Below are 19,723 nucleotides of genomic sequence, written 5' to 3'. Positions count from 1 at the left end.
GTAACGCGATGATCGAGATTAAATACTCCGAATTTTACTTCGAAATTTTAGATGTTTTACTTGATGAATGATTAATGAATTTACCAGTAAATAAATTCATTAATCTAATTTATTGATGTAATAATCTTGGTATTTGTCAGCCTCAAAAGTAAATAAGGTTTTTGATAAAGGCGTGTTCGTTTTAAAAGAATTAACAGTTAAGGTTGTTTTAGTGCCATTTTTTCCAACCTGTATTAGGTTATAAATGTGCTTTGTGTTGGCATCAATGCCTAAAAGAATGTTCTTTATTTCAGAATGGGAATCTATGGGTATTAATTTGATGTATTGAATTTTTCTTCCATTAATATTTTGCTGAATGTCAGTTTTGTATGTGTATCCATCTTCATAAAAAGATAACATTTTGCTCGGAGTTATAGCATCTGCCTCGTCTTCATTGTTTGACGAAATAGTCACTTCTTCATCCTCTGTACTAATGCTGTATAAGGTTTTGCCATCAAAAAGCCGGGTCACCCCAAGAATATTCAATCGGTATTTGTTTCCTGCTAATACTACATCGCCTTTGGTTTCCTGTTTTATGTTTTCCGAAAGGTTCTCTAAAGTATATTTAAAGTCGATTGAAATGTTATCATAGCTTTTCACTTTTTGCGAAACTTCATTTAGCAGGGCCTTGGCATCATTTTGAGAAAAAGCATTGAATGAAAGTGTGATAAATAAAATTGCAAATAATTTCTTCATTTTTTTAATGTTATAATTCGTCTTCTAAAAGTTTGTCAAGAGCAGCTAAGTCCGTTACCAAAACCTGCCTTGCTTTACTGCCTTCAAAGGGACCCACAATTCCTGCGGCCTCCAGTTGGTCAATCAATCTGCCAGCCCGGTTATAGCCCAGCTTTAATTTGCGTTGCAACAATGATGCTGAGCCTTGCTGCGCCGTTACAATAACCACAGCAGCATCTTTAAATAGTGCATCTCGTTCCGAGATGTCTATATCAATACCTGTGCCACTTTCTTCACCAACATATTCAGGAAGCATATAAGCATCTGGATATGCTTTTTGCGAGCCAATGAAATCTGTAATTCGTTCTACTTCAGGGGTGTCGACAAAAGCACATTGAACGCGAATAACATCGTTTCCTTGGGTATATAGCATATCTCCACGCCCAATTAGTTGGTCGGCACCAGAGCCATCCAAAATAGTTCTAGAATCGATTTTTGAGGTTACCCTGAACGCAATCCGGGCGGGAAAATTGGCCTTTATAATTCCCGTGATCACATTTACTGAAGGTCTTTGAGTAGCTATGATTAAATGGATGCCAATGGCACGGGCTAGTTGTGCCAAACGGGCAATAGGGGTTTCAACCTCTTTACCAGCAGTCATAATTAAATCTGCAAACTCATCAACCACTAAAACAATATAAGGTAAAAACTGATGCCCTTCGTTTGGGTTTAATTTTCTGGATTTGAACTTGGCATTATATTCTGCTATATTTCGGCACATGGCATTTTTAAGCAGTTCATAACGGTTGTCCATTTCAATACATAATGAGTTTAAAGTATTGATAACTTTGGTATTATCAGTTATGATGGCATCTTCACTATCTGGTAATTTTGCCAAATAATGACGTTCAATTTTATTGAATAAAGTAAGCTCAACCTTTTTGGGGTCAACTAAAATAAACTTGACTTCAGCAGGGTGCTTTTTGTAAAGTAGTGACGTTAAAACCGCATTTAGACCAACCGATTTACCTTGTCCAGTGGCTCCGGCCATAAGCAAATGGGGCATTTTTGCCAAGTCTACCACAAAGGTTTCATTGCTGATAGTTTTTCCAAGTGCAATGGGTAACTGCATTTCTGAGTTTTGGAACTTTTTGGAAGCAATAACTGAGCGCATGGAAACTACGGTTGCGTTTTTATTGGGCACTTCAATGCCTATAGTGCCTTTGCCAGGTATTGGTGCAATAATTCGGATGCCCAAAGCGGAAAGCGATAGGGCAATGTCATCTTCTAAATTCTTTATTTTAGAAATTCTAATGCCAGCATCCGGTACTATTTCGTAAAGTGTTACTGTAGGGCCAATGGTTGCCTTAATGCTTGCTATGCCAATTTTATAATTGCTAAGCGTTTCAACAATTTTGTTTTTGTTTTCCTCAAGCTCTTCTTGGTTTATTTTTATACCCTCAGCTTCGTATTTCTTTAGTAAGTCCAGCGTTGGGAATTGATATTTTGCCAATTCCAAGGTTGGGTCGAATTGTCCAAAATCTGCCACTAGTTTATCAGCGAGGTTGTTGGTTTCCGAAACTTCTTCCTTCATCTCCTCAACTTCAATTTCCAATTCTGGTTTTTCTTCAATTTCTGAAGGTTTTGCTACTGATGCGATAGGTTCTTCTATTTTTTTCTTTGAAATTGAAATATGCTCTAGTTCATCTTCATTGTTGTCCAATGACAACTCAAAGGCAGACTTAATGGCTTCAGCTTCATCTGAAAGATTGTTGTCCACAGAAAAAACACTGTCCTCATTAAATTCTGAAAACTCCTTTTTTATATCTTTTTTGGCAGTTTTAAAAACCCGTGTGAAGCTTTCAAAAGTAACCTTAAACCGAATAGCCAAATAAGTAATCAAGCCAAAAAGCAAAAGGAGTGAAGTGCCAATTTTGCCAATATAATCTTGAAGAAAGCTATTGAGTTCAAAGCCCACAGTGCCCCCAAGAACATCATTTTTATTTCCAAAAAAACCTAATAAGATTGATAGCCAAACAATAATTAAAACACCCCAAAACCAATGTTTTCTCAGTTTTGCTTTGCTAATGTTCATTAGAATATAAATACCTGACAAGAATATTAACCCTGAAAAAATGAAGGACGCCACCCCAAAACCACGTTGAATAAAAAGATCGCTTAACCAAGCGCCAGATTTGCTCAGCCAATTTTGCGTTTTTACATCGCGTGATGTAAAGTCAGATAGTGCACTTTGGTCGGCTTCACCCGTAAACAAAAACGAAACAAATGCAATAAAAAGAAGCAGACCAGTTATTACCAAAAAGCTGCCCAATACCAATTTCTGTTGGTTGTTTAGTTTAAAACGGGGCATTTTTAGCTTTGGTTTAGGCGTTTCTTTAGTTTTGGGTTTCCTTTTGGCCATTTAAGGTTTAATATCAAATTGAGGTTATGAAATTGGTTATTACAATTTAGTATGTACAACGCAGCAAAAATACAAATTACTAACGTTTATCCTAAGGGAATATTATTTTAAAAAATCTTTGGTATGTAGATAATTAGCCCAATAATAACGGCAAATACTGAAGCAATAAAAACCGCTCCTGCAGCAATGTCTTTTATGATTCCAATTTTAGTGTGAAACTCTGGGTGAATGAAATTGGCCATATCTTCGATGGCCGTGTTTACTCCTTCAATTCCCATTACAAATGCAATAGCCAGAATTTGCAAACACCATTCTGTAGATGAAATATCAAAATAAAAACCAGCAGCCGTAACCAAAATGGCAATCACAAATTGAATTTTTATACTCGATTCGGTTTTTAATAGAAGTAAAGCCCCTTTGAAGGCAAAACCTATGCTTTTAATTCGATTAACAAAAAAGGATTCTTTTTTAGCCATAAAAATACTATGAGTACAAAGCTTCCAAGGCAGCTTTATAATTGGGTTCTTGACTAATTTCAGGAACTTGTTCCATATAAAGTACTTTTCCGGTGGCATCAACAACAATAACACTTCTTGAAAGCAAACCGTCAAATTTTCCATTGGTCATCATTACGCCATAATCTTTTCCAAAATCTCCAGTTTTAAAATCAGAGAGCATTATTACGTTTTTTAATCCTTCAGCTGTGCAAAATTGGTCTTGTGAAAAAGGTAGGTCTCTCGATATGCATAGTATTTTAGTGTTCTCCAACTCATTAGCTTCAACATTAAATTGTCTTACAGAATTGGAGCAAACACGGGTATTTATGCTAGGGAAAATATTAAGGATTAGGTTATAGCCTTTAAAATCTTCCAATGTTTTTGTAGAAAGGTCAATTGCCACTAATTTAAAATCAGGAATATAAGACCCTATGTCTGGTAAGTTTCCTATTGTTATAACGGGGTTGCCACCCAAAGTAATATTTGCCATTTCTGCGGTTTTAGATTTGGTTTTAAAAATAACAATAAATTATGTTTCTCATATTTTTTCAAATCATAAAATTGATTTAATAATTTCTCTAAAGAATTCATAAAAACTATTCTAATTTTGGATTTGTATAAATTTTATCGATTGAAATATAACTTATAAAAATGCTCTTCTACTATTTCTTTTCACAAGCTATTTGTAAATTTAGAGGATTGATAAAAATTTAATTTAAAATTAATAATCTAACATTATGAACAGCTCAAAACAAGGAAAATGCCCTTTTATGCATGGAGCAAACACGGCAACGGAAAAGTCCGTTATGGATTGGTGGCCAAATGCATTAAATCTGGACATTTTGCACCAACACGACACTAAAACTAACCCACTGGGAAAAGACTTTAACTATCAAGAGGAACTTAAAAAATTGGATGTTGAAGCACTCAAAAAAGATATGAACGCTTTGATGACCGATAGCCAAGATTGGTGGCCTGCCGATTGGGGACATTATGGAGGATTAATGATTAGAATGGCTTGGCATGCTGCCGGGTCCTATAGAATCTCCGATGGACGTGGTGGTGGAGGAACAGGAAACCAGCGGTTTGCTCCGCTAAATTCTTGGCCAGATAATGTTAGTTTAGACAAGGCTAGACGTTTGCTTTGGCCAATTAAGAAAAAATATGGAAATAAAGTAAGCTGGGCAGATTTAATCATTTTAGCCGGAACCATCGCGTATGAAAATATGGGATTGAAGAGTTATGGTTTTGCTTTTGGACGCGAAGACATTTGGCATCCTGAAAAAGATACCTATTGGGGTGCGGAAAAGGAATGGTTGGCACCTAGTGATGGACGCTATGGAGATGTGAACAAGCCAGAAACCATGGAAAATCCGTTAGCCGCCGTGCAAATGGGATTGATTTATGTAAATCCAGAAGGTGTAAATGGAAATCCAGACCCATTAAAAACAGGAGCCCAAGTGCGTGAAACCTTTAAGCGTATGGCCATGAACGACGAAGAAACGGTTGCTTTAACGGCGGGAGGACATACGGTTGGTAAAATGCATGGAAATGGTGATGCCAGTATTTTAGGACCTGATCCAGAATCTGCTCCTGTTGAAGAACAGGGCTTTGGTTGGTCTAACCCAACCCGAACAGGTAAGGGACCTGATACTGTTACAAGTGGTATTGAAGGCGCTTGGACAACATATCCAACCAAATGGGATAATGGTTACTTTGAAATGCTATTCAACCATGAGTGGAAATCTGTGAAAAGTCCTGCTGGTGCTTGGCAATGGGAACCAGTAAGTATTAAGGAAGAGGACAGACCGGTAGATGTTGAAAATTTTTCCGTTCGCCACAATCCCGCTATGACTGACGCCGATATGGCCATGAGAGTAGACCCAATTTATAAAGAGATTTCCTTGAAATTTAAGGATGATTTTAATGCTTTTTCTGATGCTTTTGCCCGAGCTTGGTTTAAATTGACACATCGTGATATGGGACCAAAAGACCGTTGGTTTGGTCCGGATGTACCAAAAGAAGATTTAATTTGGCAAGACCCAATTCCAAAAGGAAAAAAAGACTATAATGTGGATGCTGTAAAAGTTAAAATTGCCGATTCTGGTTTAAGTATTTCTGAAATGGTTTCCACCGCATGGGATAGTGCTAGAACATTTAGAGGGTCAGATTTTAGAGGAGGTGCAAATGGTGCCCGTATTCGTTTGACCCCACAAAAGGATTGGGAAGCAAACGAACCGAAAAGATTATCAAAAGTATTATCTGTTTTAGAGCCAATTGCTGCCGAATTTGGTATTAGCGTTGCAGATACTATTGTTTTAGCAGGAAATGTGGGTGTTGAAAAAGCCATTAAAAATGCGGGCATGAATGTTACAGTTCCTTTCGCTCCTGGACGAGGGGATGCTAAGGCTGAGATGACCGATGCAGAATCATTTGCTCCTCTAGAGCCAGTGGCCGATGGATACAGAAACTATTTGAAGAAGGAGTATGTAGTTAGCCCAGAGGAATTGTTATTGGATAGAACCCAATTAATGGGACTAACTGCGCCCGAAATGACCGCTTTGGTTGGTGGTATGCGTGTAATGGGAACCAATTATGCAGGCACAAAACATGGCATATTTACTAAAAATGACGGCGCTTTAACCAATGATTTCTTCGTAAATCTTACTGATATGGCTTATAAATGGAAACCAACTGGAAATGGAGTTTATGAAATTTGCGATAGAAAAACTGGAGCGGTAAAATGGACGGCTACAAGAATAGATCTTGTTTTTGGTTCTAATTCAATTTTACGTGCTTATGCAGAGGTTTATGCCCAAGATGACAACAAGCAAAAATTTGTTAACGATTTTGTTAATGCTTGGGTTAAAGTAATGAATGCTGATCGTTTTGATTTAGATTAGATGATTGTTGATTTGTTTAAACAAAAAACCGCTTCATTTGAAGCGGTTTTTTTATGTTTAATTAAATGGGTTGAATTACTTCAAACTTCCAACCATATCTTCGGGTTTTACCCATTCATCGTAGTCTTCGGCGGTTACATAACCCAAGTTAACGGCTTCTTCTTTTAACGTCGTACCATTTTTATGTGCCGTATTGGCAATTTCAGCAGCCTTATAGTAACCTATTTTTGTGTTTAATGCGGTAACAAGCATTAATGAGTTATTGAGTAATTTTGTAATAACTTCTTGATTTGGCTCAATACCAACGGCACAATTTATATCAAAACTAACACAGGCATCACCCAGTAATTGAGCCGATTGAAGAACATTAGCAGCCATTACTGGCTTGAATACGTTGAGCTCGTAGTGTCCTTGTAAGCCACCTATAGAAACCGCAACGTCATTACCCATTACTTGAGCGCAAACCATAGTAAGTGCTTCACATTGTGTTGGGTTAACTTTACCGGGCATAATGGAACTTCCAGGCTCATTGGCTGGTATTATGATTTCTCCAATTCCAGAACGAGGCCCTGATGCCATCAATCTAATATCATTTGCTATTTTGTTTAATGAAACAGCTAATTGTTTTAATGCGCCATGTGTTTCAACCAATGCATCGTGTGCCGCCAAAGCTTCAAATTTGTTTGGAGCCGTTACAAAAGGCAATCCAGTAAATTCTGCAATATATTCAGCAACACGTTTGCTATAACCTTTTGGGGTGTTTAAACCTGTTCCTACGGCTGTTCCGCCTAAAGCCAACTCACTTAAATGTGGTAATGTGTTTTCCAAGGCTTTTAAACCATGGTCAAGTTGCGCAACATAACCAGAAAGCTCTTGGCCAAGGGTTAATGGCGTAGCGTCCATTAAATGGGTTCGGCCAATTTTAACCACATTTTTAAAGGCTTCAGATTTTTTTTTCAACGTATTGCGCAATTGTTTCACACCCGGAATGGTGGTCTCAACAATTTTCTTGTAAGCGGCAATGTGCATGCCAGTAGGGAAGGTGTCGTTTGAGGATTGCGATTTATTCACATCGTCATTCGGCTGAATGGTTTTTTCTCCTTCGCCAATAACTTTTCCCGCCAATTGATGGGCTCTGTTTGCAACAACCTCATTCACGTTCATATTGCTTTGCGTTCCAGAACCTGTTTGCCAGATTACCAAAGGAAATTGGTCGTCATGTTTTCCAGCTAATATTTCATCACAAACCTTGGCAATCAAATCGCGTTTTTCAATGGCTAAAACACCAAGCTCACAATTGGTGTAGGCGGCAGCTTTTTTTAAATACGCAAAGCCATATACAATTTCCAAAGGCATGGATGCCGAAGGACCAATCTTAAAGTTGTTTCTAGAGCGTTCTGTTTGGGCGCCCCAAAGTTTATCGGCAGGTACTTTTACCTCACCCATGGTATCTTTTTCTATTCTGAAAGCCATTTTGATAATGATTAAATTAAAAAAGCAAAGTTAATCGTTTTGGCTTTTCTTTGGTTATGATTTTTGTTAGTTTTTATCATTTTTTAAGACGAATGCTTTTTAATCATATTAAATTGATTAATTTAGTAGGAAATTAAATTTAACTAAAAACATATATAATTATGGCAACAATTAGATTGGGAGATGTAGCTCCAAATTTTACAGCTCAATCCACCGAAGGAACAATTAATTTTCATGATTGGTTGGGTGACGGCTGGGGTATATTATTTTCACATCCAGCAGATTACACACCAGTTTGTACGACAGAATTGGGTACTGTGGCCAAGTATAAATCGGAGTTTGATAAGCGTAATGTAAAAGTGGTGGCACTTAGTGTAGATGGTTTAGAGTCGCATAAAGGCTGGATTAATGATATTAATGAAACCCAAAATACGACGGTTAATTTTCCGATTATTGCAGATGAAGACAGAAAGGTTTCTGAACTTTATGATATGATTCACCCAAATGCCGATGACAAACTTACCGTGAGGTCTGTATTTGTTATTGGTTCCGATAAAAAAGTAAAATTGATTATTACTTATCCAGCATCTACGGGAAGAAATTTTGATGAGCTTTTAAGGGTTATTGATTCGTTGCAGTTAACAGCCTATAGAAAGTTGGCAACACCTGCCAACTGGAAAAGTGGCGAGGATTGCGTTATCTCGCCTTCAGTTACCAATGCGGAAATTCCGGCATTATTCCCAAAAGGCTATAAAGAGATAAAACCTTATTTAAGAATGACGCCTCAACCAGATTAAGCAGGTGGAAAAGTATGTTAATAAATTTAACATTGATATTGTATAAGAAATACCTTTACAGTATCTTTGCATTAGATTTTTAAAAGACAATTATTATTATGTTTGATTTTGACCAATATTTAGGCTTTTTAGCATTCTTGACCATATTGACCATAGGTTTTTGGTTAATGATTTTCTTGTTGACTTTTGTAATTCCTTACTGGATTGGAGGTTCTTTAATTGAAAGATTAAAGGAAATAAGAGAAGAAAAAAAGGCTAAACGAGAGGCCCATTAAACATTCATGATTTTTTAAATAATTAAAAAAGGAAGCTTATTTAGCTTCCTTTTTTGTTTGATAATTATTTTTCTTTTTCCTTTTTCTATCCCTCAAAGTCCATATCGTCATCGCCACCACCCATGTTGTTGTTTCTGCGCTCGTTGCGCTTTTTTTGCTGGTTGAACCTGTAAATAAATGATAAGTTTATTTGACGCTGTCTCCATTGCGATTCACTGTATCTTTCAAAAAATTCGGTAGTAGTTAAAGATTTTCTTTTTCTGGAGTTTAATAAATCCCTGACGTTTAAAGATATCGTGGCATTGTCCTTAAATATTTCTTTACTGAAAGCTAAATCTAAAGAGAATATACCTTGATTTTCACCTTGGGCGCTTTGTCTTGCAGCTCTATAAAATGCGTTTGTTTGCCAATCAATTTTTGAAGGCAAGGTGACTTTGCTACTAAATCTTGCGAACCAACTTGTGTTTTTTGCACTATAATCTATACCATTAAACTCGCCTTCTGTATTGAACTGAAAGAAGTTAAAACTTGAATTAAGGCGAAGCCATTTATTAGGATTGTAAAGTAAACCCAGTTCTGCACCTGTTCTTTTGTTGGTAGATAAGTTTACAGGTATTGTTCTTATAATATCGATCCCATCTGATGTTTGGCTACCTGTGTTTTCTTCAATTCTTTCAAACGAATCTGTTTCATACTGATAATAGACCGATGTTGTTAATGTTAGTTTGTCCCAGCGTTTCAAATATCCCAAATCAAAAGCACTGGCAAAAACAGGACTCAAATTTGGGTTTCCTTGAAATACTCTTGTACGACTAGAGCGCGATGGAAAAGGATTGATAAACCAACCGCGCGGCCTGTTAATTCGTCTATTGTATCCGAGTGTGATGCTTTCTTCAGAGTCATCGGAATCTCCAGATAAATTGTAAATTAAGTTTACGGTAGGGAACAGGCCCAAATAATTGTTGTTAAAATCAGTTTTAATTGGAAAACCATAAAATGCTTCAAGTTCTGCCGCTGTTAACCTAGAATCTATTTTTCCTTTTAATTGTGTATTTTCTAAACGAAGTCCTAAAAGAAATGAAAATTCACCAAATTTGGTTCCATATTGGGTGTAAAAGGCATTGACGTTTTCAGAGTAATCAAATATATTTGAAAGCGCATCGTTTACTTCTAAATTACCATTATCAAGATTTTCTTGTTCCAATAGATAATTGGTAACTGAATTTTCAAAGTTGCCTCTATAACCTGCTTCAAATCTTGCATTTTCACCTATAGGCTTAACATAATCCACTTGAAATAAATATTCCTTTTCATCCTCATTTTGGGTTATGTTTTCAATTTGGAAAGGTTCAGGATCTGTTTTGTTGGTAAAAATAAAATCTTCATTGTAGTAAGTAAATTGTTCTTCTGAACCGCTTTCTATCTGAATGTCGGCGGTTAACTCATGGCCTTCATTATCAAACTTGGTAATGTAATTTAAAGCAAATTGATAGTTGTTGCCATCCTCGTTTTGTTTTTCAATTCTTCGAGTTTGTTCGTCAAAACTTCCATTGTTATACCTATCGCTAAAATTTATACCAGTATCTCTGTCTTGGCCATATCTATAGAAAAAAGTGCCTGTTAGAGAGGTTTTTTTGGATAAGAAATACTCCATACCAAGACTGGCGTTGTAATTGCGATTTAGACGTTCTACATCTTCATCTTCAATAATTCTATCAAAATCTACATCGGTATTAAAGTATTTAGTATCGCTAAAGCTATTTCTTGGAGAACTAAAATACCTAAACCCTAGGTTTGAAAACAAATTGAATTTTTCGGTACGGTAATTAATATTTGCCGATACTCCAGCATTGTCAGGATTACCCAGTGTAAGGTTTAACGAACCATTAAAACCTAAAGTTTCTTTTTGTCTTAAAATGATATTTAAAATACCTGCAGTGCCTTCAGCGTCATATCTAGCGGAAGGCGAGGTGATAACCTCCACGCGTTCAATAGCTTCAGCAGGAAGTTGGCTTAAAACACTGGTATCGCCAAAACCTGCCATAGCTGATGGTTTTCCGTTAATTAAAATCCTTACGTTTTCGTTCCCTCTTAAGCTTATGCCGCCCTCAATGTCAACAGAAACTGAGGGTACGTTATTCAGGGCATCGCTAACCGTTCCGCCTGCGGTGGTAAGATCTTTGCCAATGTTGTATATTTTTTTATCCAGTTTTATTTCAACCGTTGTTCGCTCTGCAATAACTTCAACCTCGTCAAGTGCTTCTAAATTAATTTCAAGTGAAATGACGCCAAGGTTTTCGTCTTGATCTAAATTTTTATTGGAAAGCGTTATTTTTTTATAGGAAATATATTCTATTGTTATGTCGTAAAGTCCGGAAGTTACAGGGATGCTAAACTCCCCGGTGGCATTGGTTATGCCTCCTTCCACAATTTTATTTTTTTCTTTACTGAAGAAGGCTATGGTTGCATATTCCAATGGCTCTTTTGTTTCAGCATCTACAACTTTTCCTGTAACCGATATTTTTTTATCTGTAGGTAGTCCTAAATTTTTGGGCTGCGCCTTCGTAGACATTGAAAATATTAGAAATAAAAGAGGTATGATGGTTTTGGTCATGGTTACGTTTTGCAAGTTTAGACCTTTAAACTAAAACATGGTTTAAATGAAATAGGTTAAAAGTATGTTAAATAATTTCGAATATTTTTTCAGGAGGACGCCCAATAACGGCTTTGTTGCCGTTGATGATAATGGGGCTTTTTATGAGGATTGGGAATTTTAAAATGACCTTAATGAGCTCATCATCAGTAAAATCCAGATTCTTTAAAAGTGTTTTCCAGACTATACTGCCAGTTCTAACTAAATCAATAGGTCTGCAGTTTAAAAGCTTTACTATTTCCCTGAATTTATCTTCGCTTAAATCTAAACCTTCATGTTTAACGTCGTAGTCATTCTCAAAATTGGTTTCAAGCAATTTAACGCAGGTTTTTGCATTTCTGCACATAGGGTGTTGGTAAATAATTATCATAATAGGCTAATCAAGGGCGTTTTATGATAAGTAGCCAAAACCTTAATTGGCTTACAAAAGGGCATTAAATAATTTCCAAAATAAGTTCAGTTGGTCTTCCAATAACGGCTTTGTTTCCATTTACAACAATAGGACGCTCAATAAGTTTGGGGTTTTCTACCATTGCTTTTATTATTTCAGAATCATTCAAATTTTTGTTTTTGAATTGTTCTTTCCAAATGGCCTCATTTTTTCTTACCAATTGAATGGGCTCAATCCTAAGCAAGTTAATAATGTTTTTAAGTTCCTTTTCTGTTGGAACATCTTCGAGGTATTTAACTATTTTGAATTCTTTTCCAGAGTCTTCAAGTAGTGCTATTCCCTGTCTAGACTTGGTACATCTGTTATTATGATAAATGGTAATCATTATAATTCTATATTATGTTTTTTTAGTTGCTGAATGAGTAATTGAGGGTTTTTAAAGTGAATTCCTTTTATTCCTAGATTCTCCGCGGCTTCAATATTTCTTAGGTTGTCATCAATAAAAATAGCTTGTTCTCCTTTAATATTGAAACGTTTTAAAGTGATATGGTAGATGTCATCAAAAGGTTTTCGGGTCTTTTCTTCACCTGAAACTACAATGCCCTCAAACCAATGTAAAAACTCAAATCGATTTAATGCAATAGGAAAAGTTTCGGTACTCCAGTTGGTTAAGGCTACTATTTTGTAGGTGCCAGAATCTACAAGCTTTTTCAGAATATCTACGGTGCCTTCAATTGCTCCACCTAGCATATCTTGCCATTCACCATAAAATAACCTAATGTGGTTTTCGTGTTCAGGAAATTGTTTCACTAAGTCTTCAGTGGCTTGGGCTAGCGGGTAACCAGCATCTTGGTTTTCGTTCCAATCGCTTGTGCAAATATTATTCAAGAACCAACGCATTTTTTCCCTGTCTCCATTAAAAGCCTTGAGGAATACATATTCTGGGTTCCAGTCTATTAAAACTCCGCCCAAATCAAATATAATGGTATCAATTTTTGTCATAATTGATTATCGTCCTCAATTTTTTGCCCCATCATCATTAAATAAGCCTTTAAAAACTCATCAATATGGCCATCCATTACGGCGTCAACATTTCCTGTTTCATGACTCGTTCTAACGTCTTTGACCAATTTATAGGGATGCATCACATAATTTCTTATTTGGCTGCCCCATTCAATCTTCATTTTACCTGCCTCTATATCATCGCGTTGCGACATTTGTTTTTGGAGCTCTATTTCGTACAACTGGGATTTTAACATCTGTAATGCCCTAGCTCGGTTATCATGCTGAGAACGAGTTTCGGAACATGAAATTTGAATACCCGTTGGTTTGTGTGTTAGCTGTACCTTGGTTTCTACCTTGTTAACGTTTTGTCCCCCGGCTCCACTAGAACGAGCCGTGGTTATTTCAATATCAGCAGGATTTATTTCAATTTCAATAGTGTCGTCAACAAGTGGGTACACGTAAACGGAAGCAAAACTGGTGTGGCGTTTGGCATTGCTGTCAAAAGGGGAAATACGTACCAAACGGTGTACGCCGTTTTCACCTTTTAGCCAGCCAAAGGCAAATTCACCTTCAATTTCAAGTGTTACGGTTTTTATTCCAGCCACATCGCCTTCCTGAAAGTTCAGTTCTTTTACTTTATAGCCATTTTTTTCGGCATACATGAGGTACATACGCATAAGCATGCTGGCCCAATCACAACTTTCAGTACCACCGGCTCCGGCAGTAATTTGCAGAACAGCACTTAAGCTGTCTCCTTCATCAGAAAGCATGTTTTTAAATTCCAGTTTTTCAATAAGGTTTAAAGCCTCGTCATAACGTTTTTCAACATCTTCTACCGTTGCTTCGCCTTCTTTGAAAAACTCATATATGACTTCTAAATCTTCAACTAAAGTTTTGGAATTTTTATAGTCCTGAACCCAACTTTTCTTTTCCCGCAGCGATTTCATCACTAATTCTGCTTTTTTGGAATCATTCCAGAAATTGGGATCGAAAGTTTGCTCTTCCTCGTTTTGTATTTCAATTAACTTGGCATCTATGTCAAAGATAGTGCCTTAGTTTGTCAAGGCGGGTGTTAAGATCTTTAATTTGATCGGATGTTATCATTTTGAAGTAAAATTTTTAACAAAAATAGCATTTAATGTGAAATATCTTCCTTTAATCAGGACTTGTTTTTACTGTGAATTTTTATTGCTACTTTTCCCAGATAAGTAACTCCATGTAATGGATAATATCTATAAAGGCTTATGAAAGACCGTGCAACTAAATTTTCAGTTCTGCTTCCTGAAGGGGATAGCAACCTTGTGCCTTTTGTGGTAAATTGCTTATCCCGAAAAAAAAATGTAGAAATTTATGTGTTGGGTAACAACCCGAAAGCGGAAGTTAAAAGTTCCAATAAGATTAAAAACTTTACGCATTGCCCCAAAGCGAAGACTTCTGAAGAATGGGTTGCAAATGTAAACCAGGAATTGGATAGGTTCGATATAGATATTCTCATGCCTTTTGACGAATTTGGAATTCATGCTGCCATTGAGTTAAAAGACCAATTATATCAAAATGAAAAATTAGTCTTTTTGTCATCCTTGAAAAGTTTCGAGTTGTCCAGAAACAAAGGTGCTTTGGCGCAGCATATGAAAAAAAACAATATTCCTTGCCCTAGCACAATTTTGTTTGAAAAATATCAGGTTTGTGAAAAAGCCCCTATGAATTTTCCAATAATATTGAAACCTTTGGAAGGCTATGGAGGAGGTAGAGGGATTCATAAATTTGAAGACAACAAAACGTTTGAGGCATTCTTCGAATCCAATAAAGTGGAGGTTCCTTACCTGATACAGAGCTACATTGAAGGCTATGACATTGATTGTAGCGTTTTGTGCAAAGACGGTGAGATTTTAGCCTATACTATACAAAAGGGTTATCTGGCTGGAGACGATGAATTTGGACCAAATGTAGGTGTTGAATTTGTAGATAGAAAAGACATGTTTACGGTAGCCCAACGTTTAATGAAATCGTTAAATTGGAATGGTGTTGCGCATATTGATATGCGATACAATAAAAACGACGGTAGTTATAATGTGGTGGAAATAAACCCTAGATTTTGGGAAACCACTGAGGCTTCAGAAATTGCAGGCGTAAATTTTCCTTATCTCTACTGTCTAGCTAGTTTAGATAAAGAATTCAATTTTCCAAAGTTTAAAAACACCAAGTACCTCAATTTAATCGGTCTGAGCAAAACTATAAAGGCAAATAAATGGTTTTTGTTCAATTTGAAGTTTATGTTTCAAAATACCCCTTTAAAATATTATTTGTCAGACCCTAAACCTATTTTAAATATTATTTATCACAAGCTAAAAAGTGTGATGTCTAGTTAACATTTAATTAAAACTTTTGTTGATAATAATTCATATGAAGTTGAGGTAAAATACAACGTCCAACCTGTAATCCCAATAAATTTAAAACCATCTTCAATAAAATATTGAATTCCTTTACTTTCGAATACTACGTCAATTAGTACGGATAATCCAAGAAAAAAGAAGGCCGCTCCCAAAATAAAAAAGTTTGTTGTTAATATGATTTTTTGAAATTTATATAGATACCACATGGCGAAAAGGGCATATAAGCCCAGAATTGTTTTCTGGGAAAAATCATTGGGAAAAATGTAAAAGACGCCATAATCATGAATTATAAAAAAATCATCAAGTAATAAAATAGTACTAAAGAAGCCTGAAAAAATTAAAAATTGACTATAATCTTTATCTTTAGATAAAAGGAGTAAACCAGAAAATAAACAAATGCAAGCTGCGCAGCACCAAAATAATATACCAATATTTGAAACAACACCTATAAATGGGTTAGCTTTGAAAATCAATGCAGGGTCTCCGGTAAATTTTTCATAAGGAATATTGTACAGGTTGCTGATAATAAAAACCGAGCAAAGTATTGATAATACTGCCCCAAAAGTTAGTGCTAAAAGAATATTTTTCTTTGTCATATGGTCTATTTTAGCTTGACAGATAATTTATGTAAATAACATTTTTTTGAACTAATTTTAACTTCGTGATTACAATTATGAAAATAGATTTAAGAAGCGACACAGTTACAAAACCGACAAGGGGAATGCTTGAAGCCATGATGCAGGCCAAAGTGGGTGACGATGTTTTTAGGGAAGACCCAACTGTTAATGAGCTTGAGACCAGAATTGCCAATATGTTTGGAAAAGCACAGGCCTTGTTTTTTCCTAGCGGTACCATGGCCAATCAGGCAGCAATTAAATTGCATACCAATCCGGGTGAGCAAGTAATTTGTGATAAATACGCCCACATTTATAATTATGAGTCTGGTGGTGCATCATTTAACAGTGGGGTGTCCTGCAAATTAATAGATGGAACACAAGGCATGTTCAATGCACAACAGGTGTTGGCAGCCATCAATCCCCAAGATTATTATTACAGCAAATCAACGTTAGTTGAACTCGAGAATACCACAAATAAAGGAGGCGGAGCGTGTTGGGATTTTAACGAAATGTTGAAAATTAAGGCCGTTTGTGAGGAAAGCAAACTGGGACTTCATCTAGATGGTGCCCGATTATGGCATGCCCTTGTGGCCAAAAATGAAACTCCCAAGCAGTATGGTGCCGTTTTCGATACCATTTCAGTTTGTTTGAGCAAAGGTTTGGGCTGTCCTGTAGGCTCGCTTTTGGTTGGGGATGCAAAATTAATGAAAGACGCCTTAAGGATTAGAAAGGTTTTCGGGGGAAATATGAGACAAGTTGGGTATTTAGCGGCCGCTGGCCTTTATGCTTTAGAACATCATGTTGTAAGATTGGCCGATGACCATAAAAAAGCAAAGGAAATAGGACAAGAATTAGCCAGACTACAAATTATAAAAACGGTTGAACCTATTGAAACCAACATTGTTATTTTTGAGTTGAATAGTGATGTTGATGAAAAAAGTTTTGTTCAAAAATTGGCCAGTAAGAATATATTCATCATCTCAATGGGTGGCGGAAAGTTGCGTATGGTTACTCATTTAGATTACACCTATGCAATGCACGAAAAAGTGATTGAAACATTAAAAAATCTAACAATCTAACAATCTAGAAATCCAGTAGTCCAAGGATCTCACTTTAAAAAATCCATTCCGGGAATATTGGGCATGCCTTCTTTGGCAACAGCTGCCAATTCGGTTTCGTTTACCTTGGTGGCCTTTTCAATGGCTTTGTTCAAGGTCAGGATTAAATAATCTTCAAGTTGTTCTTTGTCCTCAAGCAATTCATCATTAATTTCAATAGACTTTATGGTTCTATTCGCTGTTAGTGTAACTTTTAGTTTGTTGTCATTGCTGGATTCATCAACCAATACAGTATTTAAACGCTTTTTTGTTTCTTCAACTTTTTTCTGGGTTTCTTTCAGTTTGCCCATCATATTCATCATGTCTCCAAACATATCTATTAATTTTATTGTTACAGTGCAAAACTATTTAATTTTTCTATTTTTGAGGGCTTAAAAAATCAAGAATAAAACCTTTTCTTTTGAAAAAGAATATATCGCATCCTGTCGCCCAAAAATTCCCTCATCAACTAAGTATCCATAACGATATAAGAATTGATGATTATTATTGGTTGAACGATAGGAAAAATCCTGAAGTGATTAAATACCTTAATGCTGAGAATGCATATACAAAGCAAATGCTGAAGCATACCGAAAAGCTTCAAAAGCTTTTGTTCGAAGAAATGAAAGGTAGGATAAAGGAGGATGATACATCTGTGCCTTATAAATTAAATGGTTATTGGTATTTAACCCGTTACGAAAAGGGGAAGGATTACCCCATTTATGTGCGTAAAAAAGAAACTTTGGAAGCACCCGAGGAAATATTGTTTGATTGTAATGTTATGGCAAAAGATTATGCCTATTTTAACTTGGGAGGTATTTCAATAAGCCCAGACAATACTATGGCCGCTTTTTCGGTAGACACGGTGAGCAGGCGGCAATATACCGTTCAGGTCAAGAATTTAATAACTGGCGAGATTTACCAAGATAAGATATTAAATACCACAGGCAGCGCCGTTTGGGCAAATGACAACAAGACTTTGTTTTATGCCATGAAAGACGAAATAACGCTTCGTTCGCATAAAATTTTTAAGCACAAGTTGCATTCAGGTACTAAAAACGATGTTGAGGTTTATCATGAAAAAGATGAAACCTTCCATACGTTTGTTTACAAATCGAAGTCTAAAAAGTACATTATTATTGGGTCGTCAAGTACGTTGTCTTCAGAATATCAAATATTAGATGCCAATACGCCGGATGGAAAATTCAAAGTTTTTCAAAAGCGAATAAATGATTTAGAATACTCGATTGCCCATTATGACGATAGTTTCTATATAATTTCCAATGCTGATAGTGCAACCAATTTTAAGCTCTCCAAAACAAACGAAAAAGCCACCGCAAAGAAATATTGGCAAGATGTATTGCCCCACAGGCAGGACGTGCTTGTTGAGGATATAGAGATTTTCAAGGATTATTTGGTAATTAATGAGCGTGAAAACGGATTGAACAATCTTAGAATTATAAGTTGGAATGGAAATGAAGACTATAAATTGCCCTTCAACTCTGAGACTTATACAGCGTTTATTGGTAATAACCCAGATTTTGAAAGTCCTTTTTTGAGATATGGATTTAATTCATTGATATCGCCAAGTTCGGTAATAGATTATAATTTTAAGACCAAAAAAAGTGAGATAAAAAAGGAACAGCAGGTTTTAGGAGGAAAATTTAAAAAAGAAAACTACGAATCAAAACGTATTTGGGCCACAGCTAGAGATGGGGTTAAGGTGCCTATTTCACTGGTTTATAAAAAAGGAATAAATCTAGACGGTTCAAACCCTTTACTTCAATATGCCTATGGTTCTTATGGTTCTACCATAGACCCTTCGTTTTCAAGCATCCGTCTTAGTCTACTTGACAGAGGTTTTATTTATGCCATTGCCCATATTAGGGGAGGCGAGTATCTTGGAAGAAATTGGTACGAAACAGGCAAATTGCTCACGAAGAAGAATACGTTTACAGATTTTATTGATTGCTCAAAGCATTTAATTGCCGAAAAATATACCTCAAAAGAGCATTTGTATGCTTACGGAGGTTCTGCCGGTGGATTATTGATGGGAGCGGTAATTAATATGAACCCAGAACTTTATAACGGTATTTTGGCTGCAGTTCCGTTTGTGGATGTGGTTACAACTATGCTGGACGATACCATTCCCTTAACCACAGGTGAATATGACGAGTGGGGGAACCCTAATGAGGAACAATATTACGAGTACATGAAATCGTACTCTCCATACGATAACGTTGAAGCCAAAGAATATCCTAACATGTTGGTGACAACTGGGTTGCACGATTCGCAAGTACAATATTGGGAACCAGCCAAATGGGTGGCGAAATTAAGGGAACTCAAGACAGATTCAAATAAATTATTGCTTCATATTGACATGGATTCTGGACATGGAGGGGCTTCGGGACGTTTTGAAAGTCTTAAGGAAGTTGCCATGGAATATGCCTTTTTGTTAGATTTAGAGGGAATTTATGGTTAATAAA

Annotated in this window: 18 protein-coding genes; 6 read left to right on the top strand and 12 right to left on the bottom strand. The window is 36.2% G+C overall.

Annotated elements, in window-relative coordinates:
* Positions 1-99 precede the first annotated feature (99 nt).
* The 4 genes from lolA1 to tpx all read right to left on the bottom strand — a co-directional run bounded on the left by lolA1 (position 100) and on the right by tpx (position 4,123).
* Positions 100-735 carry an outer membrane lipoprotein periplasmic chaperone LolA1 gene (gene lolA1 / locus WJN01_RS09515; RefSeq protein ID WP_445196922.1) on the bottom strand — a complete coding sequence of 212 codons (636 nt, stop codon included), beginning with the start codon at positions 733-735 and terminating at the stop codon, positions 100-102.
* A 10-nt stretch (positions 736-745) separates the two neighbouring features.
* Positions 746-3,136 carry a DNA translocase FtsK gene (locus tag WJN01_RS09510; RefSeq protein WP_445196921.1) on the bottom strand — a complete coding sequence of 797 codons (2,391 nt, stop codon included), beginning with the start codon at positions 3,134-3,136 and terminating at the stop codon, positions 746-748.
* Between the two features lie 107 nt (positions 3,137-3,243).
* Positions 3,244-3,612, bottom strand: a complete 369-nt coding sequence (locus WJN01_RS09505; protein WP_445196920.1) for a diacylglycerol kinase — start codon at positions 3,610-3,612, stop codon at positions 3,244-3,246.
* Between the two features lie 7 nt (positions 3,613-3,619).
* Positions 3,620-4,123 carry a thiol peroxidase gene (gene tpx / locus WJN01_RS09500; RefSeq protein WP_445196919.1) on the bottom strand — a complete coding sequence of 168 codons (504 nt, stop codon included), beginning with the start codon at positions 4,121-4,123 and terminating at the stop codon, positions 3,620-3,622.
* 247 nt (positions 4,124-4,370) lie between these two features.
* Here tpx and katG point away from each other — a divergent pair, with 247 nt between their 5' ends.
* Positions 4,371-6,536, top strand: a complete 2,166-nt coding sequence (gene katG, locus WJN01_RS09495) for a catalase/peroxidase HPI (RefSeq protein WP_445196918.1) — start codon at positions 4,371-4,373, stop codon at positions 6,534-6,536.
* A gap of 75 nt (positions 6,537-6,611) precedes the next feature.
* Here katG and fumC read toward each other — a convergent pair whose 3' ends face one another.
* Positions 6,612-8,009 (bottom strand): class II fumarate hydratase, encoded by a 1,398-nt coding sequence (fumC, locus tag WJN01_RS09490; RefSeq protein ID WP_445196917.1) that lies wholly within the window; start codon positions 8,007-8,009, stop codon positions 6,612-6,614.
* A 161-nt stretch (positions 8,010-8,170) separates the two neighbouring features.
* Here fumC and WJN01_RS09485 point away from each other — a divergent pair, with 161 nt between their 5' ends.
* Positions 8,171-8,806, top strand: a complete 636-nt coding sequence (locus WJN01_RS09485; protein ID WP_445196916.1) for a peroxiredoxin — start codon at positions 8,171-8,173, stop codon at positions 8,804-8,806.
* 98 nt (positions 8,807-8,904) lie between these two features.
* Complete coding sequence (locus tag WJN01_RS09480) at positions 8,905-9,081, top strand: ATP synthase subunit B family protein (RefSeq protein WP_445196915.1); 177 nt, start codon at positions 8,905-8,907, stop codon at positions 9,079-9,081.
* Positions 9,082-9,166: 85 nt separating this feature from the next.
* Here WJN01_RS09480 and WJN01_RS09475 read toward each other — a convergent pair whose 3' ends face one another.
* The 5 genes from WJN01_RS09475 to prfB form a co-directional block, all read right to left on the bottom strand.
* Positions 9,167-11,653 (bottom strand): TonB-dependent receptor, encoded by a 2,487-nt coding sequence (locus tag WJN01_RS09475; RefSeq protein ID WP_445196914.1) that lies wholly within the window; start codon positions 11,651-11,653, stop codon positions 9,167-9,169.
* A gap of 109 nt (positions 11,654-11,762) precedes the next feature.
* On the bottom strand, positions 11,763-12,104 hold the full coding sequence (locus WJN01_RS09470) for an ArsC/Spx/MgsR family protein (RefSeq protein ID WP_445196913.1): 342 nt from the start codon (positions 12,102-12,104) through the stop codon (positions 11,763-11,765).
* A gap of 64 nt (positions 12,105-12,168) precedes the next feature.
* Positions 12,169-12,510, bottom strand: coding sequence for an arsenate reductase (glutaredoxin) (arsC, locus tag WJN01_RS09465; protein WP_445196912.1), 342 nt, complete (start codon positions 12,508-12,510; stop codon positions 12,169-12,171).
* Positions 12,510-13,127: an HAD family hydrolase gene (locus WJN01_RS09460; RefSeq protein ID WP_445196911.1), complete on the bottom strand. Its 618-nt coding sequence runs from the start codon at positions 13,125-13,127 to the stop codon at positions 12,510-12,512. The genes arsC and WJN01_RS09460 overlap by 1 nt, the downstream gene beginning before the upstream one ends.
* Positions 13,124-14,234 (bottom strand): peptide chain release factor 2 gene (gene prfB, locus WJN01_RS09455; protein WP_445196910.1). Its coding sequence is split into 2 segments (ribosomal slippage): positions 13,124-14,170 and positions 14,172-14,234, totalling 1,110 coding nucleotides; the frame shifts between segments, so codons are not numbered across the junction. Before prfB ends, WJN01_RS09460 begins: the two co-directional genes overlap by 4 nt.
* Positions 14,235-14,374: 140 nt before the next feature.
* Here prfB and WJN01_RS09450 point away from each other — a divergent pair.
* Positions 14,375-15,499, top strand: coding sequence for an ATP-grasp domain-containing protein (locus WJN01_RS09450; protein ID WP_445196909.1), 1,125 nt, complete (start codon positions 14,375-14,377; stop codon positions 15,497-15,499).
* Here the strand turns inward: WJN01_RS09450 and WJN01_RS09445 are convergent.
* Positions 15,496-16,119, bottom strand: coding sequence for a DUF8692 domain-containing protein (locus tag WJN01_RS09445; RefSeq protein ID WP_445196908.1), 624 nt, complete (start codon positions 16,117-16,119; stop codon positions 15,496-15,498). The genes WJN01_RS09450 and WJN01_RS09445 overlap by 4 nt on opposite strands.
* A gap of 77 nt (positions 16,120-16,196) precedes the next feature.
* Between WJN01_RS09445 and WJN01_RS09440 the strand changes: the two genes are divergently transcribed.
* Entirely contained in the window at positions 16,197-17,219 is a 1,023-nt protein-coding gene (locus tag WJN01_RS09440) for a threonine aldolase family protein (RefSeq protein WP_445196907.1), read from the top strand.
* 29 nt (positions 17,220-17,248) lie between these two features.
* Here WJN01_RS09440 and WJN01_RS09435 read toward each other — a convergent pair whose 3' ends face one another.
* The gene (locus tag WJN01_RS09435; RefSeq protein ID WP_445196906.1) at positions 17,249-17,572 is read right to left on the bottom strand and encodes a YbaB/EbfC family nucleoid-associated protein; all 324 of its coding nucleotides are present in this window, start codon (positions 17,570-17,572) and stop codon (positions 17,249-17,251) included.
* A gap of 86 nt (positions 17,573-17,658) precedes the next feature.
* Between WJN01_RS09435 and WJN01_RS09430 the strand changes: the two genes are divergently transcribed.
* Positions 17,659-19,719: a S9 family peptidase gene (locus WJN01_RS09430; RefSeq protein WP_445196905.1), complete on the top strand. Its 2,061-nt coding sequence runs from the start codon at positions 17,659-17,661 to the stop codon at positions 19,717-19,719.
* The last annotated feature ends 4 nt before the right edge of the window (positions 19,720-19,723 follow it).

This window comes from Tamlana sedimenti (assembly GCF_038148895.1).
In the GTDB taxonomy this organism is placed as follows: Bacteria; Bacteroidota; Bacteroidia; order Flavobacteriales; family Flavobacteriaceae; genus Tamlana.
Note: the sequence above shows the minus strand (reverse complement) of the source record. Positions and strands in the feature narration are given on the sequence as shown.